The organism is Lachnoclostridium phocaeense, assembly GCF_959599685.1.
In the GTDB taxonomy this organism is placed as follows: Bacteria; Bacillota; Clostridia; order Lachnospirales; family Lachnospiraceae; genus Claveliimonas; species Claveliimonas monacensis.
In genome coordinates this window covers 18,146-36,866 of the sequence record NZ_CAUGIN010000030.1, presented here as the reverse complement: position 1 = coordinate 36,866, position 18,721 = coordinate 18,146, and the positions used below count along the sequence as shown (strand labels likewise).

Here is an 18,721-nt window from a genome sequence, read left to right as displayed (position 1 = left end):
GTAAGTCTATCTTACATCAGTTTGAAGGTTTACACAAACTTTGGGATACTCCCTCGCCCGACGCTAACAAAATCTCTGTTTCCCACCTATATTCATCATTTTACCATTCTATAGCATGATTTAAAAACAGTCATCTTCTACAGTAAAATCACTCTCGCTCAGATATAATGTGTCGTCAACTCCACAATTATCTGAAACACTAGAGCCTCCTCCTAGAATATCTAACATTATACCATAGCCTCTTTTCAAAACAAAATTAATTTATATCCTCTTTTTGCACTTTCATTCAAAACGGCCAGCCGGTAAACTGAATATTCCCCTCTTCTCCCTGCAGCATAGTAGCAATCCGCCGGACATAGCCATCTCCAAGGCCCGGCTCTCCTTCCCGGACCGGCATCTTTCTTCTCCCTTCAAAACGCTCTCCAGGCAGAAGATCCGGCATCTTAGGATACCCTGAATCAAAAAACTGCCAGAGGTTATATGCTTGATGTATATGGTAGCACATATCCCTGGCAGTCTCTAAAGAACTTTTTCTATTTTTCCTCCGATGCGCCGGCCTCAGCCAGCCACCCCTCTACAACCCCAGCGGTCTCTCCCACCGCCTGAGCAATCTGCTCCTCTGTCATACCCATCTCTGCAAGCCTGGCAGCTACGCTTCTCTTTTCTTCCTGTCTACCCTCATTCCGGCCTTCACTCCAGCCCTCTTCCCATGCATCCTCTCTCTCCTGCCGGATATGCCTTGCCTGGTCATATTCATATATACTCATCCTTTTCGCCTCCGCCCGATTCTTTCTCAGAAACTCTTCAAGGACTCCTTCCTGGATGCACTCCGCAATCGCACATTCCACTGCGTCTTCTGTGTCCATCTCTTCAGCATATTTTCTTATGCATGCTGTGTACTCTGCATAGTCTGCCAGTGTCTTACAGGACTGCAAAAGCTCTCGGTTATGACCTGCGTTGACATTCAGCATCACTGCTTCCAGCTCCAGCTTATGCTCCTCTTCTTCCACTTCGTACAGATCTGACAGTCTGAGTATCCGCCTGTCCGGCTGTCTCTCCACTCCATTGTAAAATATGATGAACTGGGGTGGCGGGATCTTCACTTTCTTCTTTCCATACAGATTTTCATTCTTTGTCATGTCCGCATACAGATCTGCAAGGTACAGAAGCATCCGCAGCGGAAGGTTGGGGCTGTAGGTGGACTGATGCTCATACAGAGAAAGCTGGGAGTCTATCACAAATGACAAGTCATTCTTGATGGCCATGTAAATAGCATTCTCCAGCGTATTCACCTCCAGAAGTCCAGGATCCTTATAGTCTTTTCCGCTTACCGCATTATACAGTCCCAGCAGTTCCTTTTTGTCGCTGAACAACATGGTGAAAATAGACGACTTATAATTCCGGTTGGGCACAGGATACATTTTCTCTTCCTCGCTCCTGCCCTGCTTGTTTCGCCTCTGTTTCTTTTGACTTTTGCTCATGTATACCTCCTTCATCCTGAAAATTTGCAGGAGGTATCCTGAAGAAGCAAAGTGTTGCGGCCAAGAAACCTCTCTGCTGTGTGTAAAATGGAACGAAAAGCATTGAGATTTCTTTTAGATTTTTATAAATTGTAAGACACGGCCGACGCCGCCAGAAACTGCCAGAAATATAATGCTTTGAGTATATATTAACATATATTTCCCAAAGTTTCCATAAGCAATTTCATATCTATTTTTGTTTAACCAAATCTGTCTACCCTTTTCCTTAGTCCCTGCGGAACAGATCTCTGGTGTATACTTTCTCCTTCACATCATCCAGACAGCTGTCATACCGGTTGGCAATGATGGACTGACTCATCTCCTTGAACTTCTCCAGGTCATTAACTATCCGGCTGCCAAAGAAAGTGCTGCCATCCTCCAGTGTGGGCTCATAGATGATCACGGTAGCTCCCTTGGCTTTCACCCGCTTCATGATCCCCTGAATGCTGCTCTGGCGGAAGTTGTCAGAGTTGCTCTTCATAGTCAGGCGGTACACACCTATAACCACCTCGTGCTCCTTACTAACATCATAAGCACTATTGGCCTCATACCCTCCGGCCAGCTCGGACCTCTTCCTTTTTCTGGTGTTTCTCCTCAAACCTCCGGTGTTCTTTAAAATTTCACCAGTTTATTTAGAAGAGCTTATCTCTTTCCTGGTGTCTCCTTAAATCTTCTCATTATCCTGGTGTTCACCAGGCTACTCAGAAGAACCACCATCTGGATAAATTATTCCAGGACATCTACAAATGCAGTGGTTTTCATTCATTTTGTATTGCCCAATACACCTTTCATTGCCTTGATTATGTTCTTACCTCCGTTGCCATCAATCACTTCCTGCATATGCCGAGAAATTCTTTTTCTTAGCTCATAATTCGCTATATATGCCTTCAAATATTTCTTTATATTAAATAGACAATACTCTTTATCCTCTCGAATATCGCCAGCATAGCAAAGCAACCCTTTTTCTGAAAACGCCGACGCAATTTCTATCTGGTTATCTGCCAATGTATAAATAATCGAAGGCGTGCCACAGGCACATAATTCATAGGTTGTACTTCCACTAGCGGTTATCGCTATATCACACTTTGTCATGTATTCAGCCATATTAGAAACATTATAGTGCAGATAAATATTCTCTCTGTCTCCCCATTGCCTCAGAAGCTTCTCCCTATTTTTATTAAATGCACCTATAATGACATGATATTCTAATCCCGAGAATCCTGTCCACCCCTGTATACCCCGTAAAATGTAATCAGTAATATTATAGGAGTCCGCTCCACCTGATGTTATCATAACTCTCTTTACAGATTTATTAATTGTTCTCTTTATACTAGAAAATTCATCCCGTAAAGGAACATACGAGCAGCCAATAGCAAAACCTGTATCTAATCCTGCCATGCGATACCGTTCTGGATATGACAATTTTTCAGCATATATATTATAATTGATCAACAAATCCACAGGATAAAGCATTTTGTCTATATCATCAATATAGATCAGTTTTGTTATTTTCCTCAATTCCGTTAGATACTGTTTCGTTACAAAGCAGGAGTCTATAATCAAACATTCTATCTTATTTCTAAGAATAAACGATGAAATCTGTTCAATCTCCTTGTCCAGATCATTCCAGGCACTGCCTAGGCATATAGTATTGACATCTCGTTCACGTATTAATGCCTCACAATGCTGATCAGCAATGATAAAAGTTACAGTTTCTCCCATATTTTGAAGTGTCTTTGCTATTGAAAGGCATCTCATAATATGTCCAGTCCCAATTTCTGCATTTCCATCTACTCTAAAATACACCATAAGCGTATTACCTCAGATTTTTTTCTTGAATTCATTTATGTTTTCTTTTCAGTTTATGAAAGGAAATCTTTCATTGTAATGTTTTCTTGTATGATAAGTCCCTTTTCCATTTTGTTGGTACGCTTTAAATTTCCATTCCGAAATTTGTTTCCAATTATTTTTCAGCAGTTCCAAAATTTCATGATTCAAAGATTTATATGTGGATTCAAATGTTTCCTTCGTTTCATCGAAAAAAACTTCTTTCTGTACCATAATCTTTCCTGTATCCCCCCTTTTTCCAACATATGTATTGTAAATCCTTTAGGAGTATCATCAATAAAACTCCAGAAATTTGGAACCGAACCCCTGTTCCATGGCAAATAGGAGATATGCATATTAATAATCTTCCCATAAAGGGAAGCAATAATCTCATCATTTACTATGTACGAATAATTATAGTTGATAGTTAATTCCAGCCTAAGGAAAATAAGTTGTTCTTTTGAAATTTTATCAGAATAATAATATACATTAACCCCATTGCTTTTCAGCCATTCGTATAATTCGAAAGAATCTCGGTTATTACTCAGGAGCAATACCCCTTCTCCGTATTTTTGCATTCTAAATCCGAAGCAGGAATATTGAAAATCCATTCCCTCTCCATCACATATATTAAAGATTCTGTGTTCTTAGCACCCTTCTTCTCGACAAATGAGAGCTCTTCAAATATCTTCTGAGAGGCAAAGTTTCCAGTTAAGACTTCAGCAAAAAAAATATTACAGTAGGGATAATCCTGTAAAGCTCTTTTCATAAGCAAAGCTACCAGTATTTTTCCATACCCGCAACCTCTCCTCTCAGGAATTAAGCTATAACTAATCCTGCACTCTCCTTCTCTTAACTCTAACCTCCCCTGTCCGACAGCAATATCCTCTTCCATCAAAACATAAAGCGAATCCGTATCAGAATGCATTAGCTTATCATACCATTTCATGTGAACATCTAACGGTATCTTCTCTGAATTAAACGAGTTTTTTCTGCATTCAGGATTATTGGCAAGTCCTAAAATAAAAAAACTATCTCCCTCATTTGCATTTCTTAGATACAGTTTTCCCATATACTATTCCTCCAAAATTAGATCTTCAGATAAAGGCATTCCATAGTCAATATCTCTTGACGCATGTTTTCCAATTATCTCCTTATAATATTGGGGTTTCATACCATATCCAGGACGGATAACACGGATATTATCTTCGGTAAATGTTTCCCCACGCCTGATAGGCCTGACCGTAAATATAGAGCGCCTAAATACCATGCTGCCCTTTTCCTGTTCCATGGGGCCATAACTCACATGGCCAAGAGCTTTCTCCACATTTCTTATATCAGTGACCATAGATTTAAACTCTTTTGGTTCCATTGAAAATGATGAGTCTGGATTCTTAATTTCTCTGCTAATACAGAAATGCTTTTCGATTACCTGCGCACCTAACGCCACCGCTACGGTTGCTGCTAACGATCCCATAGAATGGTCTGATAACCCAACTGGTAGCCCAAATTGTTTTCTCATATCAGGAAGAGTTTCAGTATTTACAGGGCCTTGCGTCTCTTTGTCACCAGCTTACTCAGAAAAACCGTTTTTTAGATACCATTCTGCTAACTCAAAGTCCTCAATTGTATCTATGTCAACACTATTCCTACGATCCATGATGACTGCATATTCTTTTTCATCTAATAAAATAATCTTTTCACCATAGCAGATTCGTTTGACATAAATGGCACCATTAAGCCTATAATATTGACCAAGTTTTTGGCGAGGTGCATTGACAAGATTTTTTCTAAAGTCACAAAGGCAGCGAGTTTTATCAAGCGTCATTGTCCATAATGGGGAATGGTCAACTTCGCATACTGAAGTAACTGCCTCAGCGTTTTTATCATTCAGCAATTCATAAGCTGCCAAAATATCTTCTGTTCTTCTTAATGGTGAAGTAGGCTGTAAGAGACAAACAGTTTCGAATTTTTTTCCGAGAGTCTCATATCTTTTTAATACTTCTTCGACAACTCCCCAACTTCCTGCATTGTCACCACTTTGTTCTTCAGACCTCAAGAAAGGAACTGATGCACCATTTTTCTTTGCCACATCGGCATACAGTTCGCTATCCGTACTAACCATCACTTCTTCAAACAGACCAGATGATATGGCCACATCTATACTGTATGCCAGCAACGGCTTTCCATTCAGCTCTTTTATATTTTTATCTTTCAAACCTTTAGAACCGCTTCTAGCAGGTATAATTGCAATATTCTTCATCTTAATCTCCATTCCGCCGCCTTTCAGTTGGCGGCACAAATAGTAATGAAAGTTTCGACTTCCTCCACGTTTTGCCCTATACTAAAAGTGAGAAGCTATACTACAAAGCACGGGGAGGGGAATCGTAAAAACCCTCTCGTTTTAGACAGCATCTTAATCAGTGTAAGTTTCACCTTTCAAGCACAAATAAGTGGATCTACAAGACCGTACACTAAAAATTGTTTAACTCTTGTTAATTGTGTGGTGGAACAGTCAATGGCTTCTCTCTATTTTTCAAAAAGGAGCTTTGCCTATGAAAGTTGTTTATCAAACCTGCTGTGGTGTCGATGTCCACAAATCTTTTCTCGTTGCCACCATCATCAAGACTACTTCCGGAGTTCAGCCTTCTTATCACAAGAAGCGTTTCTCCACCTTCAACAATTCTATCCTTGAGTTTAAAAAATGGCTGTTGGACAATTCCTGCCGTGATGTCTGTATGGAATCCACCGGTAAATATTGGATCCCTGTCTTTAACCTTTTGGAGGACGATATCAACGTCACCATTGCCAACCCTAAATGGGTAAAGCCTGTCAAAGGGAACAAGGATGATACCAAGGATTCTAAATGGATCGGGGATCTGTTCAGACTGGGGCTTGTGCCGGGAAGCTATATACCGTGCAAACCGATCCATATCCTCAGAGAGTTTACGAGATACCGGTATAAACTGACTTCCTGCAGAAGCAGCGAGAAGAATCGGTTTCAGAATGCGCTTACCGTCTGTAATGTCGCATTAGATTCGGTTGTTTCCGATATTTTCGGGAAATCAGCCACCTCTGTGATCGATTACCTTCCCAAATAGTCCGACAATTCCATCAACCACGAAGAAATATCCTCCAGACTTCTCCGTTCGCTCAAGAAGAAGTCTGAAAGTGTCATTGAGTCTATCGAGGGTTATCAGATGACTGATACCCCAAAATACCGCATGCGCCTTGTCCACGCACATATGGATTATATCACATCCACGATCTCAGATATAGACCCGATGATCGATTCGTTGGTCGAACCTTATGAAAATGCTGTCCAGTTACTGTGTACCATCCCCGGAATCGATCGTAACAGTGCGATTACAATCATCTCTGAGATCGGTACGGATATGACACAGTTTTCCAATTCCAAACGTTTATGCTGCTGGGCTGGCCTGACTCCCGGTAATAATGAGTCAGCCGGTAAGAAGAAATCTGTTCGAATCACACGTGCCGGCATCTACCTCAAACCCGCATTGCTGCAAGTTGCCCATGCAGCCGTGAAATCCAACAAATCTCCTCATTACAAAGCCAAATATGAACGCATCACGAAACGCCGTGGTAAGAAACGTGCCATCATTGCAGTCGCCCGGATGATCCTCACGGCTGTCTACAGGAGAAAGCTGGAATCCAACCGACCTTTTCAAGATTGATATGCCCGAACCTCTGAAAAACAAGCAGAAGGAAAAGGCAGTCAAGCAGGCTATGATATTTTTAATTGCTGAAGGACTTATAAAAGAGTCCCAGCTTGTTTCTTAACATATCTCGACAAAATCAACCCTGTTTCAAATGGCTATTTTTCAATAGCTTGTTTAAGTGTGCCATCTTTGGGCCATCCTCTACTTTCTTTCACACTATTACCTCGATATTAAAGAACTTCTTCTTTAAATCTATTTCATCTTTGCTAACCACTTCGACGATCTTCGATGCAATATGTTCCGCTGCATGGCCATCGCCATATGGACTAATCACTGATTTGCAAATTTTCTTAAATTCAGGATCTATTGCTTTTTGAATTGCCACTTCTATGCTTTCTGAATCAGTGGAGCAGTTAATAATGCTTTCTGACTGTAAACGTCCTCTTTGCCTATCCCCGATATTAATAGTAGGTATTCCAAACGCTGGTGTTTCAATAATACCGCTAGATGAGTTGCCTAACACAAATTCTGCGGATTTCATTAACGAAAGATATCTTACAACACCTAACGAAGTGTAAACATGGAGATTATTGATATCTTCTTGAGCCGCATCCAGCAACTCATTAATGTGTGCACCACCTTGGTCTGCATTTGATTTTGTAACAATGAATTCTATCTCTGGTGTTTGTTTTATTGCCTCAAGGAAATTATGAATCAGATCATCCACATCTCCATCGTCCATTGTAACTGGATGATATGTGCAAACTGCATACCTGCATTCTTCTAATCCAATACTATTCAAGGCATCAGATTTTGGCATGTTAGACAGTTTGATGATGTTATCAATACTTGTAGAACCATAGTTGAAAACACGCTCTGGATCCTCCCCCAACTGAATGATTCTCTTATAACTTTCTGTGTTCGAAGGGAAATGGAGATAGCTCATCTTTGTAATTGAATGACGAATCCATTCATCTAACGCACCTTCAGTTGTGTCTCCTCCACAAAGATGAAATATCGGAGTATGAGTATTTCCCGCAGCTATGGCTATTGCCAGCATTTCATACCTGTCCCCAAGAATCACCATACCGTTGTACTTTTTCTCCACAAAAAGCCCTGTGAACTTTTCTAAGGTTATGACCTGATTATGTGAGATATCCCCGGCATCTTTTGAGCCGACAGGTATTTCCACAGTTTCATCAATACGAATACCATTTCGATATATTTCATCGATGGTGTGTCCGTATTCATTTGATAGATGCGTTCCTGTAACGACTACTTCAATCTTGAGTTCATTATTTTCGTACTCTCGAAGAGACTGAATTACAGGCATCAGGAGACCAAATTCAGCCCTTGTCGAAGTTACTACTGCGATTTTTTTCATAGTTCTATTATTTCGTCCTCAGAAAAATCTCTAGATGCAATCTTTCCAATCACGTCATACCACTTCATCGGTGAGATACCTGTTCCAGGTCTTTTTGTTGTAAGATTTTTTTCCGAGAATACTTCTCCTTGTTTAATACTTTTATTGGCTACAATACTTTTTCTAGCTACTCCCTTATTTGCCATTTCAGAAGAAGATGGCTCTTTCAACCCATTTCCGATGGCTTGTTCAATATTACGAATAGCCACAACCATTTGTTGTAGTTCTGATGGATTCAGACTGGCTTTGTGATCAGGCCCTTCCATATTTTTATCCAGAGTGAAATGCTTTTCAATAACAGTTGCTCCCATCGCAACTGCAGCAATTGGGATTTCAATTCCCTGTGTATGATCAGAGTATCCTACTTCTTTATGCAGAGCATCTCTAATTGAATTCATAGCACTTAGATTAACGTGTTCATATGGAGTCGGGTATTGTGTGTTGCAGTGTAAAAGAGTTATATCTGTTGTTCCGTTTTTCTCCAATACTTCTATCGCATCCTGGATTTCGTTTATATCACACATTCCAGTAGACATAACAACCTTTCTTTTTGTTCTAGCAATTGCCTCTAAATACGGTAAGTTAGTCACTTCACCGGATGGTACTTTCCAGAAGTCCATATCAAAGGTTTCCAAAAATACAATACTGTCTAAATCAAATGGAGTTGATATGAACCCAATGCCAACTTCCATACAGTAGTCACGCAATGAAAGGAAATTATCCTCTGTCAATGTAAGTTTCTGTAGCATCTGAAGCTGTGTCTCATCTGATCCGGTTGTTTTCTTCTGATACTCAGCCTTTTCAGCATATTTGGAAACCAGCTTCTTCGGATTAAATGTTTGAAATTTTACATAATCCGCTCCTGCTTCTTTGGCTGCGTCAACCATTTTCTTCGCAAGTTCAAAGTTTCCATTATGATTCACGCCAGCTTCAGCAATAATAATTACATGTTTCATTTCCTCACCACCCTATCTAATCGTAACACCGGCAGGGACAATTTTTCCGGACTCGATTTTTCTACACTGAATAACTGTTGAATTGGCTCCAATAAAAGCGGCTTCTCCAACTTCAACCTGTCCACATAGAACTGCTGCAACCGCTACGTGTGAAAAATCGCCGACAACACATTCATGTTCAACGAGCGACATTGTGTTAATGATTGCCATTTTACCAATCCTGGCTTCTGCATTCACAATAGCCCCTTTACCAATGAATGTTCCCTCACCAATAACCGCTGTGCTTGATATGATACTTGATGGGTCTGAAATTACAGGCAATGTATAACCAATGTCCTTTACAAACTTATATAGTTTTTGACGTAATTCTCCACGCCCTAAATAGCCCTGGCAAATTGCAACATTCCTGATTCCGTTAGAATAGTAATGTTTGAGGACTTCATCTGTTCCTAAATAAGGATATCTAGATTCTACTTCGGCAGGTTCTGTATATCCTATAATTCTATATTCTTTTTTTCTTTCGATGCAGTCAGCAACGCTTTTAGCATGTCCGCCAAAACCCACCAAAATTATATCTTCCATCATCAATCAGAAACTATATGAAGTTTCTCCTCCATTCTTTTCATTTCATCCAGTTCACCCATATCCAGGAACGAGTCTTCACTGACCGGGTATGTACCTACCTTACCGCCTTTTTTCATAACGGCATCAACCAGATGTGTCATATGGAACATTATATCATCAGGAATCAAGTCAATGGTCTCCGGATTGATTACATACATGCCGGTATTAATAAAACACGACAGCTTCGGCTTTTCTTCCATTGACTTAAGAGCACCGTTTTCTCCAGTATGCATTACTCCATAAGGAACCTGAATATTTTTGAGTGCTGAAACCACGGTAATATCATTACATGCATTTATATGGTGCTGATAGATATCATAATAGTCCGCCAGGATAAGCGAATCACAGTTGGAAATAAAGATTGGTCTATCAAATCTATCTTCAATCAGTTTGATACTGCCACCAGTACCCAGAGGCTTATTTTCCTCAACATACTTGATTGTGTAGTCTTTCTCTACTTCATCAAAATAAGAACGAATCATAGCCTTTTTATAATTAACGGTCATATAAAAAGACTGCATTCCAAAGTCTGAGAAATAATTGATGATTCGCTCAACAATCGGAGTATCACCAATCGGTACAAGAGGTTTAGGAAGGATTTTGGTATAAGGATAAAGCCTGGTTCCCTTGCCACCTGCCATAATTACGACAGGTACATCTGACAGCTTCCTCTTAGGTACTTCGTGCTCCATCGAGTCCGATTTGAATACAATATCAATAACTCTCATGTCTTCATCAAGCACCGGAAGAGCTGTGATAGCTTTTTCGTTCATAACCTGTAAAGCTTTATTCTTTTCATTAGCCTTCAGATATTTCGGTGACTTGTTCATTGCACAAGGAACGGCAGCAGATACTTCACCTGCATTTAGGATCCATCTTCTGATATCACCATCAGTCAAAGCCCCTACAAGTGCTTGATTATCATCGACGATAAAAAGTATTCCCTTTGTATTTGCATCAATCTTTGCCATTGCATCAACAATCGGCATTGATTGATTTCCAACATATTTACTGATTCTCTCCATTTCCATCAGCAAACCCCTCCAATACGTCTTTTATCTGTTCAGCTACATACTCAATCTCTTCTTTTGTAATCTGAGTACTAGAAGGGAAATTCAAAATTCTTTCTGCATAATAAGGAGCCTTCTCCATCTTATATGCAACTTCGCCCTGGTAAGGTACCTGCTCATTAATCAAGCCCCAAATAGCACGGGTCTGAACTCCTCTTTCTTCAAGGGCTGTGATGATTTCACGCATTGTAGCTTTTACTTTATCTCTATTGATTTCCAGAGAATAGAACCACTTGTTTGAAGAAGTACCTTCTCTAAAACCAATCATTTTTCCAAGTTCAAAACTCTCAAACAGTTTGCAGTACAAATCATAGTTAACCTGTTTTCTTCTGATGAATTCAGAAAGTTCCTCCATCTGCGCAACACCAAGAGCTGCCTGAAGGTTTGTCATTCGGTAGTTATATCCTACTTCATTGTGGATATAGTAGTGAGGGTCATTCTTGGCCTGTGTTGAAAGATAACGGATATGGTCTACAACCTTGGATTTGTTGGCAGTAACCGCACCACCGCCACCAGTGGTAATGATCTTGTTGCCGTTAAAGGAATACGCACCAAAATCGCCAATAGTTCCTGCATATTTCCCTTTATATTCCCCTTCAGTGTAATATGTACCAAGTGCTTCAGTTGCGTCTTCAATAACTTTCAGGTTGTATTTCTGAGCAGTTTTCATGATAGAAACCATATCAGCCATATTACCAAAGACATGGACTACCACAAGTGCCTTAACAACCAGGCCATTATATTTGAGAACTTCATCCTCAAACACACATTCCTCTTCGCAGAACTTTCTGAGCTTGATTGGATCCACGCAGAAGGAATCATCACAATCGATGAACACAGGAGTTGCAAACTGATACTTAACAGGATTAACAGCTGCAATAAAGGTAAGAGGTGGAACAATAACAACATCCCCTGGTTTAACACCAGCTTCTACTAAGGAAAGATGAAGTGCAGAAGTACCGCTTTGGCATGCAGCAACATTATCTGTATGCAGAAACGCTGCTATCTGCTTTTCCAATTTAGAAATGTATGCACCACCTGTGGATACCCAGCCCTGTTCTAGGGCATCATCCACATATTTTTTCTCGTTCCCTTCAAAATTCGGGATAGATAACGGAATAAACTTGCTCATGTTCTACCTCCTCATCATGTTACATTTTGCTATCCAATGACCTGCCGGTCTCGATATGTTCAAAGTTAGGAAGATATGCTTTCATAATTACGATAACTTCCTCTTTTGTTGTTTCTTCTTTTTCAAATACTGATGTCAGTTCGTTGAATAGAACTTTAACTTTATCCTTATCCGGAATCTCTTTATCCGTAACAATCCCAAGTGCCTTAAGCCTAACAAGGTCTACGCACTCTTGTTCTGTGTAAAACTCTTCATATGCTTTTTCTCCGGATGTATCAGAACCAGAATAGTGAACAGGATATTTTAAACTGCCCTTCTTTAAATCCTCAGCTTTTTCTATTGCTTCTCCATCACTTGCACACTCTAATACTTCAAATCCATTCTCTTCCAAAAACGCTGTGGCAATCTTATCGAAGGTCATCATCTGTTCCTCTTCCAGTCTTGGGAAGAAGATTTCTCTGTTTTTACCGAGCATACAAGCTAACATACAAATCTGACCACTCTCTTCTGGGGATACAAAGTAGCGCTTTACATCTGAAGGAGCAGAGATTGGCTGTAGCTTCTGAAGTCTTGCAATAAATCCAGCAGGAAGAGAACCATTGGAGAAAGCAACGTTAGCGAATCGTGCAGTCTTTACAGGAAACTTGTCCGAATAGGAGAAAATAACATCTTCCATAATTCTTTTACTTGCACCCATTATATTGACAGGATTCGCAGCTTTGTCTGTGGAAACACAGAAATACTCCTCAGGCGGGAACTCTGCTAATAGATCAAGAAGAAGTTTGGCATGGAGTACATTGTTCTTCAGAAGAGCCTCCACAGAGTAAATATCCTTCTCCGATCTCACATGCTTGTGTGCAGAGAAGTTTCCTACAATGTCAAACCCACTGCGTTTGCGGAACATCTTTTCAAATACAGGAGATGCAAAATCCATAGGATATGGAACATAATCCTCCGGTATAAACATCCCTTTTGTTGATCTTAAATCCCTTGTAAGCTCCGCAAGAGCATTTTCGTTTGTATCAACAACCACCAAAGTGGCTGGTCTGAAAGGAAGGATTGCCTTGATGAATGAGGAACCGATTGAACCAGCACCGCCAATTACCAGAACTGTTTTCCCTTCTATTTTTCTTGTTAATTTGCCTCTATTATCCTCAATATCCTTCAAGAACATACTCTGAGACCTTTTTGTTACAAAATCATTAATAAACTTTTGCAAATCAAACATAATCTATACCTCCCAATCAAAGGACCCCGTACCTCCGGTAATTAAAATAGTTTTGTTGTTCAGCATTTTTAGTTCCTCCTCATTATTTATAATTTAAAAAATACTTACACTAACTTTCATTGCTCTAATCAGAGTCGCGATTGTCTCGCCCCTGAAAGTAATGCATAAAAAACCACACAAAAAAAAGCCTTTGAAAAGGCTCTCCTGATCCGTCATTGATTATTCATGCAGTTATTAATAGTCACATTTCACCTGATTTTTTAACAGTATCAACTATCAGGTCTGTTTATTATACACTTTTCTAAAAAGTATTCATCTCAAGAACCTTATCCTTCCAGTATTCACAAGACTTTACATTTCTTGGTCACCAGGTTATTCAGAATAACCTCGGCTGTTGTATTTGACACCCTCATAATAATATCTACAAAACACTTTGCATTTTTATTCTTTCATTGATAAACCATCGTGAAAGCAAAAATGTAAAAACACTTATAATCGACTTAACAGCCGTATATAGAGCCAAAGTAACATATATTGAAATCGCATTTTTTGATGCCAAACCAAAAACAACACCCATCAAAATTAAATTCAATCCGTTAAGTAGTAAGGTGTATTTTTGTTTATTATATATTTCGAACACACGACTAACAGGTGTAAAAATAAAATTGAAGAATATTCCTACGGACATGATGCTCGCAAAAATTCCAGCTATTCTCCATTCGGATCCAAAAACAAAGGTAAACAAAACTTCCCCCAATAATAACAGAGCCACTAACGGTATTAATCCCAATAGTATCATCTTCAGCAAAATGCTATTTGATAGTTCCTTTAACTCCTTAGGACTTGTTTTTGCAATTTTTGCCGCTTCTGCATAGAAAACATTACTAACTGATTTCCCTACCAAATCCATTGATAAGTTAACAACTGTATTAGCTAATCCAAAAGCACCAACAACTGCACTGTCATAAATTACTCCCAGAAAAAAGACCGGTAAGTTTAACGCTATCTGACTCATTATCGTACTTGGAAACTGGAATACTGGAAATTGCCAAAATTTTTTTGCTGTTTCACATAGTGAATACTGGTTCTTTTTTCGAAATGCTGGATTCCTTATAATTGGTTTCGTAAGAGATGTTACACCCACACTATCACTCAACACCCTTGAAATAAGTAACCCTATAGGACCGATGCCTAGAAATCCCAAAACTATTTTTACCACGTTTCCTATCACACTTTGTTTAACCATAGTAAAAGATATTGTTTTAAAATCTCTTTGTCGATAAGAATATTGGATTGCAATAGCAAAATACTGGATCAAAAAAATCCCTATTGGTATCATGTACCAATATTCAGCTAAATTATCGGCTCCAAAATAATGCAAAATTTTTCTATGATCCTGAAATAATAAGAAAGTCAATATAGATGTAGTAATCATTAATACTATTACGCTAAGTCTGAAACATGAAATCGACATCTCGTCATCATCAGCAACAGAAATTGACAGTTCATATTTCAAAGCACCTACTATTCCTAGAATTGATAAAATTGAATTGAACGTAGTAAGAATTCCATATTCACTGGTACTAAACATTCTTGTTACAATCGGCGTAGTAATCGTTGACAAAACTTGTGCAAACATCGTACCTCCACTAACGGCAAGAATGCTTGCTAATATTCTATTTTTTTTCAATCTCTCCAAGAAACTAGTTAAGCCTTTATTCATTTATTCACCATTTGTAAATCCGATAAAGATATTTTTTAAAATCTCTTTATTGATAGCTCTTTCCGCATTTGAATTATTCCTATATGCCTTGTAAATTACAGTTTTCTCATCAATCGCAATAAAATACTTATAGATACTTTCATTACTTATCTGTACCTTTTGATTCATTATATTTCTCAGAATATTGTTCAAATGTGCTGAATCTAAAATTTCAAATAACCCCGGTAGTCCTTTCCATAAATATCCTTTCCCGAATGCCAATGCAGGTTTATTCTGCATTACGGCCTCCATTAAACAAGAACCGGTTTGTGATGCTACTGCTATACATTTTTCAATCAGTTCATATGTACTTACTGAAGATTTAATAAATTTAACATTTTTTATCATGCCTATTTCATCATAGAAATGCTTATTTCTCATCGAAAGATGCCCATGTTCTTTTACATATATATCAATTCCATACTTTTTTGCTTCATAAGCCAGCAATTGGATTGACGTATACTGACTTGAAAAAACACCCGCTTGAGGGCAGGTGGTTGCTTCCGGTACAAATTGCAAAGCGAACAGAATAAATGGTTTGTCATAAAGAGGGAGCTCTGCCCTATTATTGTATTTATCCAGTGAAAGTCTATAATACTTATAAAAAAAGTGAACCAGTGCATGCTCCTCGCGAAGATTGTCTAAAAATAATTTTTTCTTCTTCCAACAACATTCCAATTTTTTATTTTGTAGCTCGTTTATTCGCTTTACATATCGAGTTAATGGATTCCACACAAGTTGATGGCTTTTTTTCCACACCCCCCAGTAATGATCAGTATGCATTCTTTTTATCTTTTTGGTTTCACCATCTTGTCCTGGATTTTTAATTTGTTTTAATTCTTCAATTCCTAAAGTTTGTGTATTGAAATACTCCATCAAGTCACTGGATTTGATTTTCTTTGTTGTGTTCTCACCCAACAACCTATCGTATGTTTCAAAGATGTCACATCCTATTGTATCTATATCATTTGCGATTAACCGTCTGTCTTTGATCGTGCAAGGTACAAAAAAACGTATTTTTAAATTATAAATTTTTGATAGAGAATATGCAATATACGCATCTTGATAATGCGGAACCGCAGTAGCAAAAAATGAATTAATCTGATATTTTCTAAAAATATATAATATCCTTCTTAATTCTCGATAATACCTTTGCTTCTCTCTGGTATATTCTACAATTGGTACATTCGTCCGACGCATTCCAAGTTCAATTGCTTTAGATTCAAAAGGCAACATTTTCGTTATAATATCCCAATCCAACGGTGGGTATTCATTTTCTTTCAGTAATTCAATTGTATTTTCGTCCAACGAAAAAGAAGGAATGACATGAAAAATATCATCATTATATGAGTTGTCATATCTTGTTCCCATAGGCATACAAACACAGTATTCTAATTTACCTTTATCATATAACTCTCTGCACACTGATTTAAGCATCCTAATATCATGAATCCCCCATACAAATAAATTTATCTTTTCTTTCATATTATTCCTCCTCGGCATTTAACAAATTATCCATTAATTCTACAACTTCATCAAAATTCTTATCTAGGAACTTGTAATTGTATGATACATATCTCTCTTCTATATTTTGTATATATTCTAACAAATCATCTTCTGACTCAAAATAATTTACTCCTCTTGAATTGGCAAGCCATTTGTAACCACCGCAAACTTTTCCGCTCACATTGTCAATAGCAAAACAATTTGTATTAGTAATTGCTGAAAAATACATACCATGTAATCTATCCGTAATAACAAACTTTGCTTTAGCAAATTTCTTGAGACGATTTAATACAATATGTTTCCTAAACAAATTAATGTAATAAGGTTGAAACATATCCAAATTATTGTATTTATATTTTTCATTTTGTAATAACATCTCTACTTTTCCCTCAAAATTTTCTTCTCTTGTTTTTTCGACATCCTTTCTTAGTACAAGTAAGACCTCATTTCTTTTCTTATATTTTATATTTTTCTTATTCCAGTCAAACGTAGTGACGATATCCGAAACAAGAAATACATTTTTTTTATTGATTTTAAGCTTGTCTATTACAAAATTGAAGGTACTCTCATCTCTAGCGCAAAACCACAATTTTTGTGCAGAAGAAAAGCTATTTTTATCATGCTCTAATACGTTCCAGTCTCCATAATATGTGCTTTGTGGAAATATAATTTTATTATTTTCAGGTAACAGAGTTATTATTTCAATTGCTGTATTACATTCATTACGCCAAAGAGTTCCAATATATCCCCCACCATGTATGACTATTACATCATTTTTATGAATGCGTTTAAGTATTCTATCTTTTTGATATTTCCACTCATCCTCTGTAATCTCAATCAGTTTAATTTTCTTAAAATTTTTTTTGAGGAATTCCAATTCTGCTAAAGCGATTGCTTGATCCCCAATATTTCCATGTGTTGGAGTATTGCACAAAATGATCCTTGGTATAGAACTTTTATTAAATCCAAACTTTAATAAGCTTAAAAATGTAGTAATATTCATTAGCACATTTAGAAATGACTTAGCAATATTTTTTAGCATTTATCTTCTCCTCAAAATTCTTACGATTCTTACTAAAGGGTGTAATCCAAAGCATGAACATAGATATAAACTTAATCCTTCTCTTGTCTTCAAATACTTTCTTGTATCCCAAAACCTAGCTTCAATTTCTTTAATTACTTGTTCATCGTCAAGGTAAATTAATGACAATATAACCGAGAGCATAAGGCTTCTTATTCTTGAATTAATAATATGTCTATTATCTGGCGTTACTATTGAATACACTTCATTACATATATTTAATTTATCTAATAAATGCTTAGATGTAATATTCTCCATAATTGACCCTTTTCGGTTGGTTCTATATTGATAAATCAAATTATTATTGAGTTTTAACTTGTTTGCTTTCGCAAAAATCTGTAAAACCCAAAGTTCATCTTCATGTAGAATTTCTTCTTTAAACAAAAGATCGTTATTAAGGATAAAACTTCTCTTTACAATACAGCTCCATGCTGAAATCCAATTTTTTCCTTTATTTACAAATGTATCATAAAAATCAAACGGTCTATCATAAGAAAGGACTTCCAAATCTGGTCCTTCTGTTATGTGATTATCAATATCGGAAAACTCTTTATACCTACTAATAATGATTTCCGTTGGAGAATTCAATATTCCCGACTTCATCAAGTTTTCAATTGCATTTTTGCACAATTTATCGTCTCCATCCAAGAAAAATAAATACTCACCCCTTGAAGCCTTAATACCAGTATTCCGTGCTCCTGAGAGACCTTTATTAGCCTGATAAATATACTTAAAAGCAGCTTTGTCGACAATATATTCTAAAATCATCTTCTCACTAGAGTCTGTTGAACCGTCATTAACAATAATAACTTCAACTTCTGATTCGTTATATACATCTATAGATTTAAGGCATTCGATAATATACTTTTCAATGTTATATACTGGAATAATAATACTTAATTTCTTCAT

17 protein-coding genes and 3 pseudogenes are annotated in these 18,721 nt (G+C 37.6%); 1 reads left to right on the top strand and 19 read right to left on the bottom strand.

Annotation, left to right across the window (positions count from 1 at the left end; genetic code table 11):
- Positions 1-286 precede the first annotated feature (286 nt).
- The 9 genes and pseudogenes from Q5911_RS12205 to Q5911_RS12165 form a co-directional block, all read right to left on the bottom strand.
- Positions 287-442: a hypothetical protein gene (locus Q5911_RS12205; RefSeq protein ID WP_303183139.1), complete on the bottom strand. Its 156-nt coding sequence runs from the start codon at positions 440-442 to the stop codon at positions 287-289.
- Positions 443-533: 91 nt separating this feature from the next.
- Positions 534-1,376, bottom strand: coding sequence for a hypothetical protein (locus Q5911_RS12200; RefSeq protein WP_334307021.1), 843 nt, complete (start codon positions 1,374-1,376; stop codon positions 534-536).
- Positions 1,377-1,746: 370 nt separating this feature from the next.
- A pseudogene (locus tag Q5911_RS12195) lies at positions 1,747-2,082 on the bottom strand (UDP binding domain-containing protein); the annotation flags it as partial.
- 200 nt (positions 2,083-2,282) lie between these two features.
- Positions 2,283-3,329, bottom strand: a complete 1,047-nt coding sequence (pseG, locus tag Q5911_RS12190) for a UDP-2,4-diacetamido-2,4,6-trideoxy-beta-L-altropyranose hydrolase (protein ID WP_303183136.1) — start codon at positions 3,327-3,329, stop codon at positions 2,283-2,285.
- Between the two features lie 185 nt (positions 3,330-3,514).
- On the bottom strand, positions 3,515-3,925 hold the full coding sequence (locus Q5911_RS12185; RefSeq protein ID WP_303183134.1) for a hypothetical protein: 411 nt from the start codon (positions 3,923-3,925) through the stop codon (positions 3,515-3,517).
- Positions 3,892-4,419, bottom strand: a complete 528-nt coding sequence (locus Q5911_RS12180; RefSeq protein WP_303183132.1) for a GNAT family N-acetyltransferase — start codon at positions 4,417-4,419, stop codon at positions 3,892-3,894. The genes Q5911_RS12185 and Q5911_RS12180 overlap by 34 nt, the downstream gene beginning before the upstream one ends.
- A gap of 3 nt (positions 4,420-4,422) precedes the next feature.
- The gene (locus Q5911_RS12175) at positions 4,423-4,617 is read right to left on the bottom strand and encodes an SAF domain-containing protein (RefSeq protein WP_303183145.1); all 195 of its coding nucleotides are present in this window, start codon (positions 4,615-4,617) and stop codon (positions 4,423-4,425) included.
- A 45-nt stretch (positions 4,618-4,662) separates the two neighbouring features.
- Positions 4,663-4,881, bottom strand: a pseudogene (locus Q5911_RS12170) (N-acetylneuraminate synthase family protein); the annotation flags it as partial.
- 39 nt (positions 4,882-4,920) lie between these two features.
- Positions 4,921-5,610 carry an acylneuraminate cytidylyltransferase family protein gene (locus tag Q5911_RS12165; protein WP_303183130.1) on the bottom strand — a complete coding sequence of 230 codons (690 nt, stop codon included), beginning with the start codon at positions 5,608-5,610 and terminating at the stop codon, positions 4,921-4,923.
- A 292-nt stretch (positions 5,611-5,902) separates the two neighbouring features.
- Between Q5911_RS12165 and Q5911_RS14965 the strand changes: the two are divergent.
- A pseudogene (locus tag Q5911_RS14965) lies at positions 5,903-7,151 on the top strand (IS110 family transposase).
- Between the two features lie 90 nt (positions 7,152-7,241).
- Here Q5911_RS14965 and neuC read toward each other — a convergent pair.
- From neuC to Q5911_RS12110, 10 genes are all read right to left on the bottom strand, one after another.
- Positions 7,242-8,414, bottom strand: a complete 1,173-nt coding sequence (gene neuC / locus Q5911_RS12155) for a UDP-N-acetylglucosamine 2-epimerase (RefSeq protein WP_303183128.1) — start codon at positions 8,412-8,414, stop codon at positions 7,242-7,244.
- Entirely contained in the window at positions 8,411-9,409 is a 999-nt protein-coding gene (gene neuB, locus Q5911_RS12150) for an N-acetylneuraminate synthase (protein ID WP_303183125.1), read from the bottom strand. The genes neuC and neuB overlap by 4 nt, the downstream gene beginning before the upstream one ends.
- 12 nt (positions 9,410-9,421) lie before the next feature.
- The gene (locus tag Q5911_RS12145; protein WP_303183142.1) at positions 9,422-9,973 is read right to left on the bottom strand and encodes an acetyltransferase; all 552 of its coding nucleotides are present in this window, start codon (positions 9,971-9,973) and stop codon (positions 9,422-9,424) included.
- 20 nt (positions 9,974-9,993) lie between these two features.
- Positions 9,994-11,064, bottom strand: coding sequence for a sugar phosphate nucleotidyltransferase (locus Q5911_RS12140; RefSeq protein WP_303183123.1), 1,071 nt, complete (start codon positions 11,062-11,064; stop codon positions 9,994-9,996).
- Positions 11,042-12,235 (bottom strand): LegC family aminotransferase, encoded by a 1,194-nt coding sequence (locus Q5911_RS12135; RefSeq protein ID WP_303183121.1) that lies wholly within the window; start codon positions 12,233-12,235, stop codon positions 11,042-11,044. Before Q5911_RS12135 ends, Q5911_RS12140 begins: the two co-directional genes overlap by 23 nt.
- Positions 12,236-12,254: 19 nt before the next feature.
- Complete coding sequence (locus Q5911_RS12130) at positions 12,255-13,463, bottom strand: polysaccharide biosynthesis protein (protein WP_303183119.1); 1,209 nt, start codon at positions 13,461-13,463, stop codon at positions 12,255-12,257.
- Between the two features lie 421 nt (positions 13,464-13,884).
- Positions 13,885-15,186: a lipopolysaccharide biosynthesis protein gene (locus Q5911_RS12125; RefSeq protein ID WP_303183117.1), complete on the bottom strand. Its 1,302-nt coding sequence runs from the start codon at positions 15,184-15,186 to the stop codon at positions 13,885-13,887.
- A complete protein-coding gene (locus Q5911_RS12120; RefSeq protein ID WP_303183114.1) occupies positions 15,187-16,710 on the bottom strand; it encodes a hypothetical protein in 1,524 nt (507 codons plus the stop codon).
- Between the two features lies 1 nt (position 16,711).
- A complete protein-coding gene (locus Q5911_RS12115; RefSeq protein WP_303183112.1) occupies positions 16,712-17,773 on the bottom strand; it encodes a polysaccharide pyruvyl transferase family protein in 1,062 nt (353 codons plus the stop codon).
- Positions 17,774-18,721 carry a glycosyltransferase family 2 protein gene (locus Q5911_RS12110; RefSeq protein WP_303183110.1) on the bottom strand — a complete coding sequence of 316 codons (948 nt, stop codon included), beginning with the start codon at positions 18,719-18,721 and terminating at the stop codon, positions 17,774-17,776. It abuts the gene before it with no gap.

Excerpts from the sequence above, each read along its gene's own strand:
- Q5911_RS12205 (WP_303183139.1), bottom strand. The coding sequence starts at position 442 with ATGCCGGATCTTCTGCCTGGAGAGCGTTTTGAAGGGAGAAGAAAGATG.
- Q5911_RS12200 (WP_334307021.1), bottom strand. The coding sequence starts at position 1,376 with ATGTTGTTCAGCGACAAAAAGGAACTGCTGGGACTGTATAATGCGGTA.
- pseG (WP_303183136.1), bottom strand. The coding sequence starts at position 3,329 with ATGGTGTATTTTAGAGTAGATGGAAATGCAGAAATTGGGACTGGACAT.
- Q5911_RS12185 (WP_303183134.1), bottom strand. The coding sequence starts at position 3,925 with ATGCAAAAATACGGAGAAGGGGTATTGCTCCTGAGTAATAACCGAGAT.
- Q5911_RS12180 (WP_303183132.1), bottom strand. The coding sequence starts at position 4,419 with ATGGGAAAACTGTATCTAAGAAATGCAAATGAGGGAGATAGTTTTTTT.
- Q5911_RS12175 (WP_303183145.1), bottom strand. The coding sequence starts at position 4,617 with ATGGTATTTAGGCGCTCTATATTTACGGTCAGGCCTATCAGGCGTGGG.
- Q5911_RS12165 (WP_303183130.1), bottom strand. The coding sequence starts at position 5,610 with ATGAAGAATATTGCAATTATACCTGCTAGAAGCGGTTCTAAAGGTTTG.
- neuC (WP_303183128.1), bottom strand. The coding sequence starts at position 8,414 with ATGAAAAAAATCGCAGTAGTAACTTCGACAAGGGCTGAATTTGGTCTC.
- neuB (WP_303183125.1), bottom strand. The coding sequence starts at position 9,409 with ATGAAACATGTAATTATTATTGCTGAAGCTGGCGTGAATCATAATGGA.
- Q5911_RS12140 (WP_303183123.1), bottom strand. The coding sequence starts at position 11,064 with ATGGAAATGGAGAGAATCAGTAAATATGTTGGAAATCAATCAATGCCG.
- Q5911_RS12135 (WP_303183121.1), bottom strand. The coding sequence starts at position 12,235 with ATGAGCAAGTTTATTCCGTTATCTATCCCGAATTTTGAAGGGAACGAG.
- Q5911_RS12130 (WP_303183119.1), bottom strand. The coding sequence starts at position 13,463 with ATGTTTGATTTGCAAAAGTTTATTAATGATTTTGTAACAAAAAGGTCT.
- Q5911_RS12125 (WP_303183117.1), bottom strand. The coding sequence starts at position 15,186 with ATGAATAAAGGCTTAACTAGTTTCTTGGAGAGATTGAAAAAAAATAGA.
- Q5911_RS12120 (WP_303183114.1), bottom strand. The coding sequence starts at position 16,710 with ATGAAAGAAAAGATAAATTTATTTGTATGGGGGATTCATGATATTAGG.
- Q5911_RS12115 (WP_303183112.1), bottom strand. The coding sequence starts at position 17,773 with ATGCTAAAAAATATTGCTAAGTCATTTCTAAATGTGCTAATGAATATT.
- Q5911_RS12110 (WP_303183110.1), bottom strand. The coding sequence starts at position 18,721 with ATGAAGAAATTAAGTATTATTATTCCAGTATATAACATTGAAAAGTAT.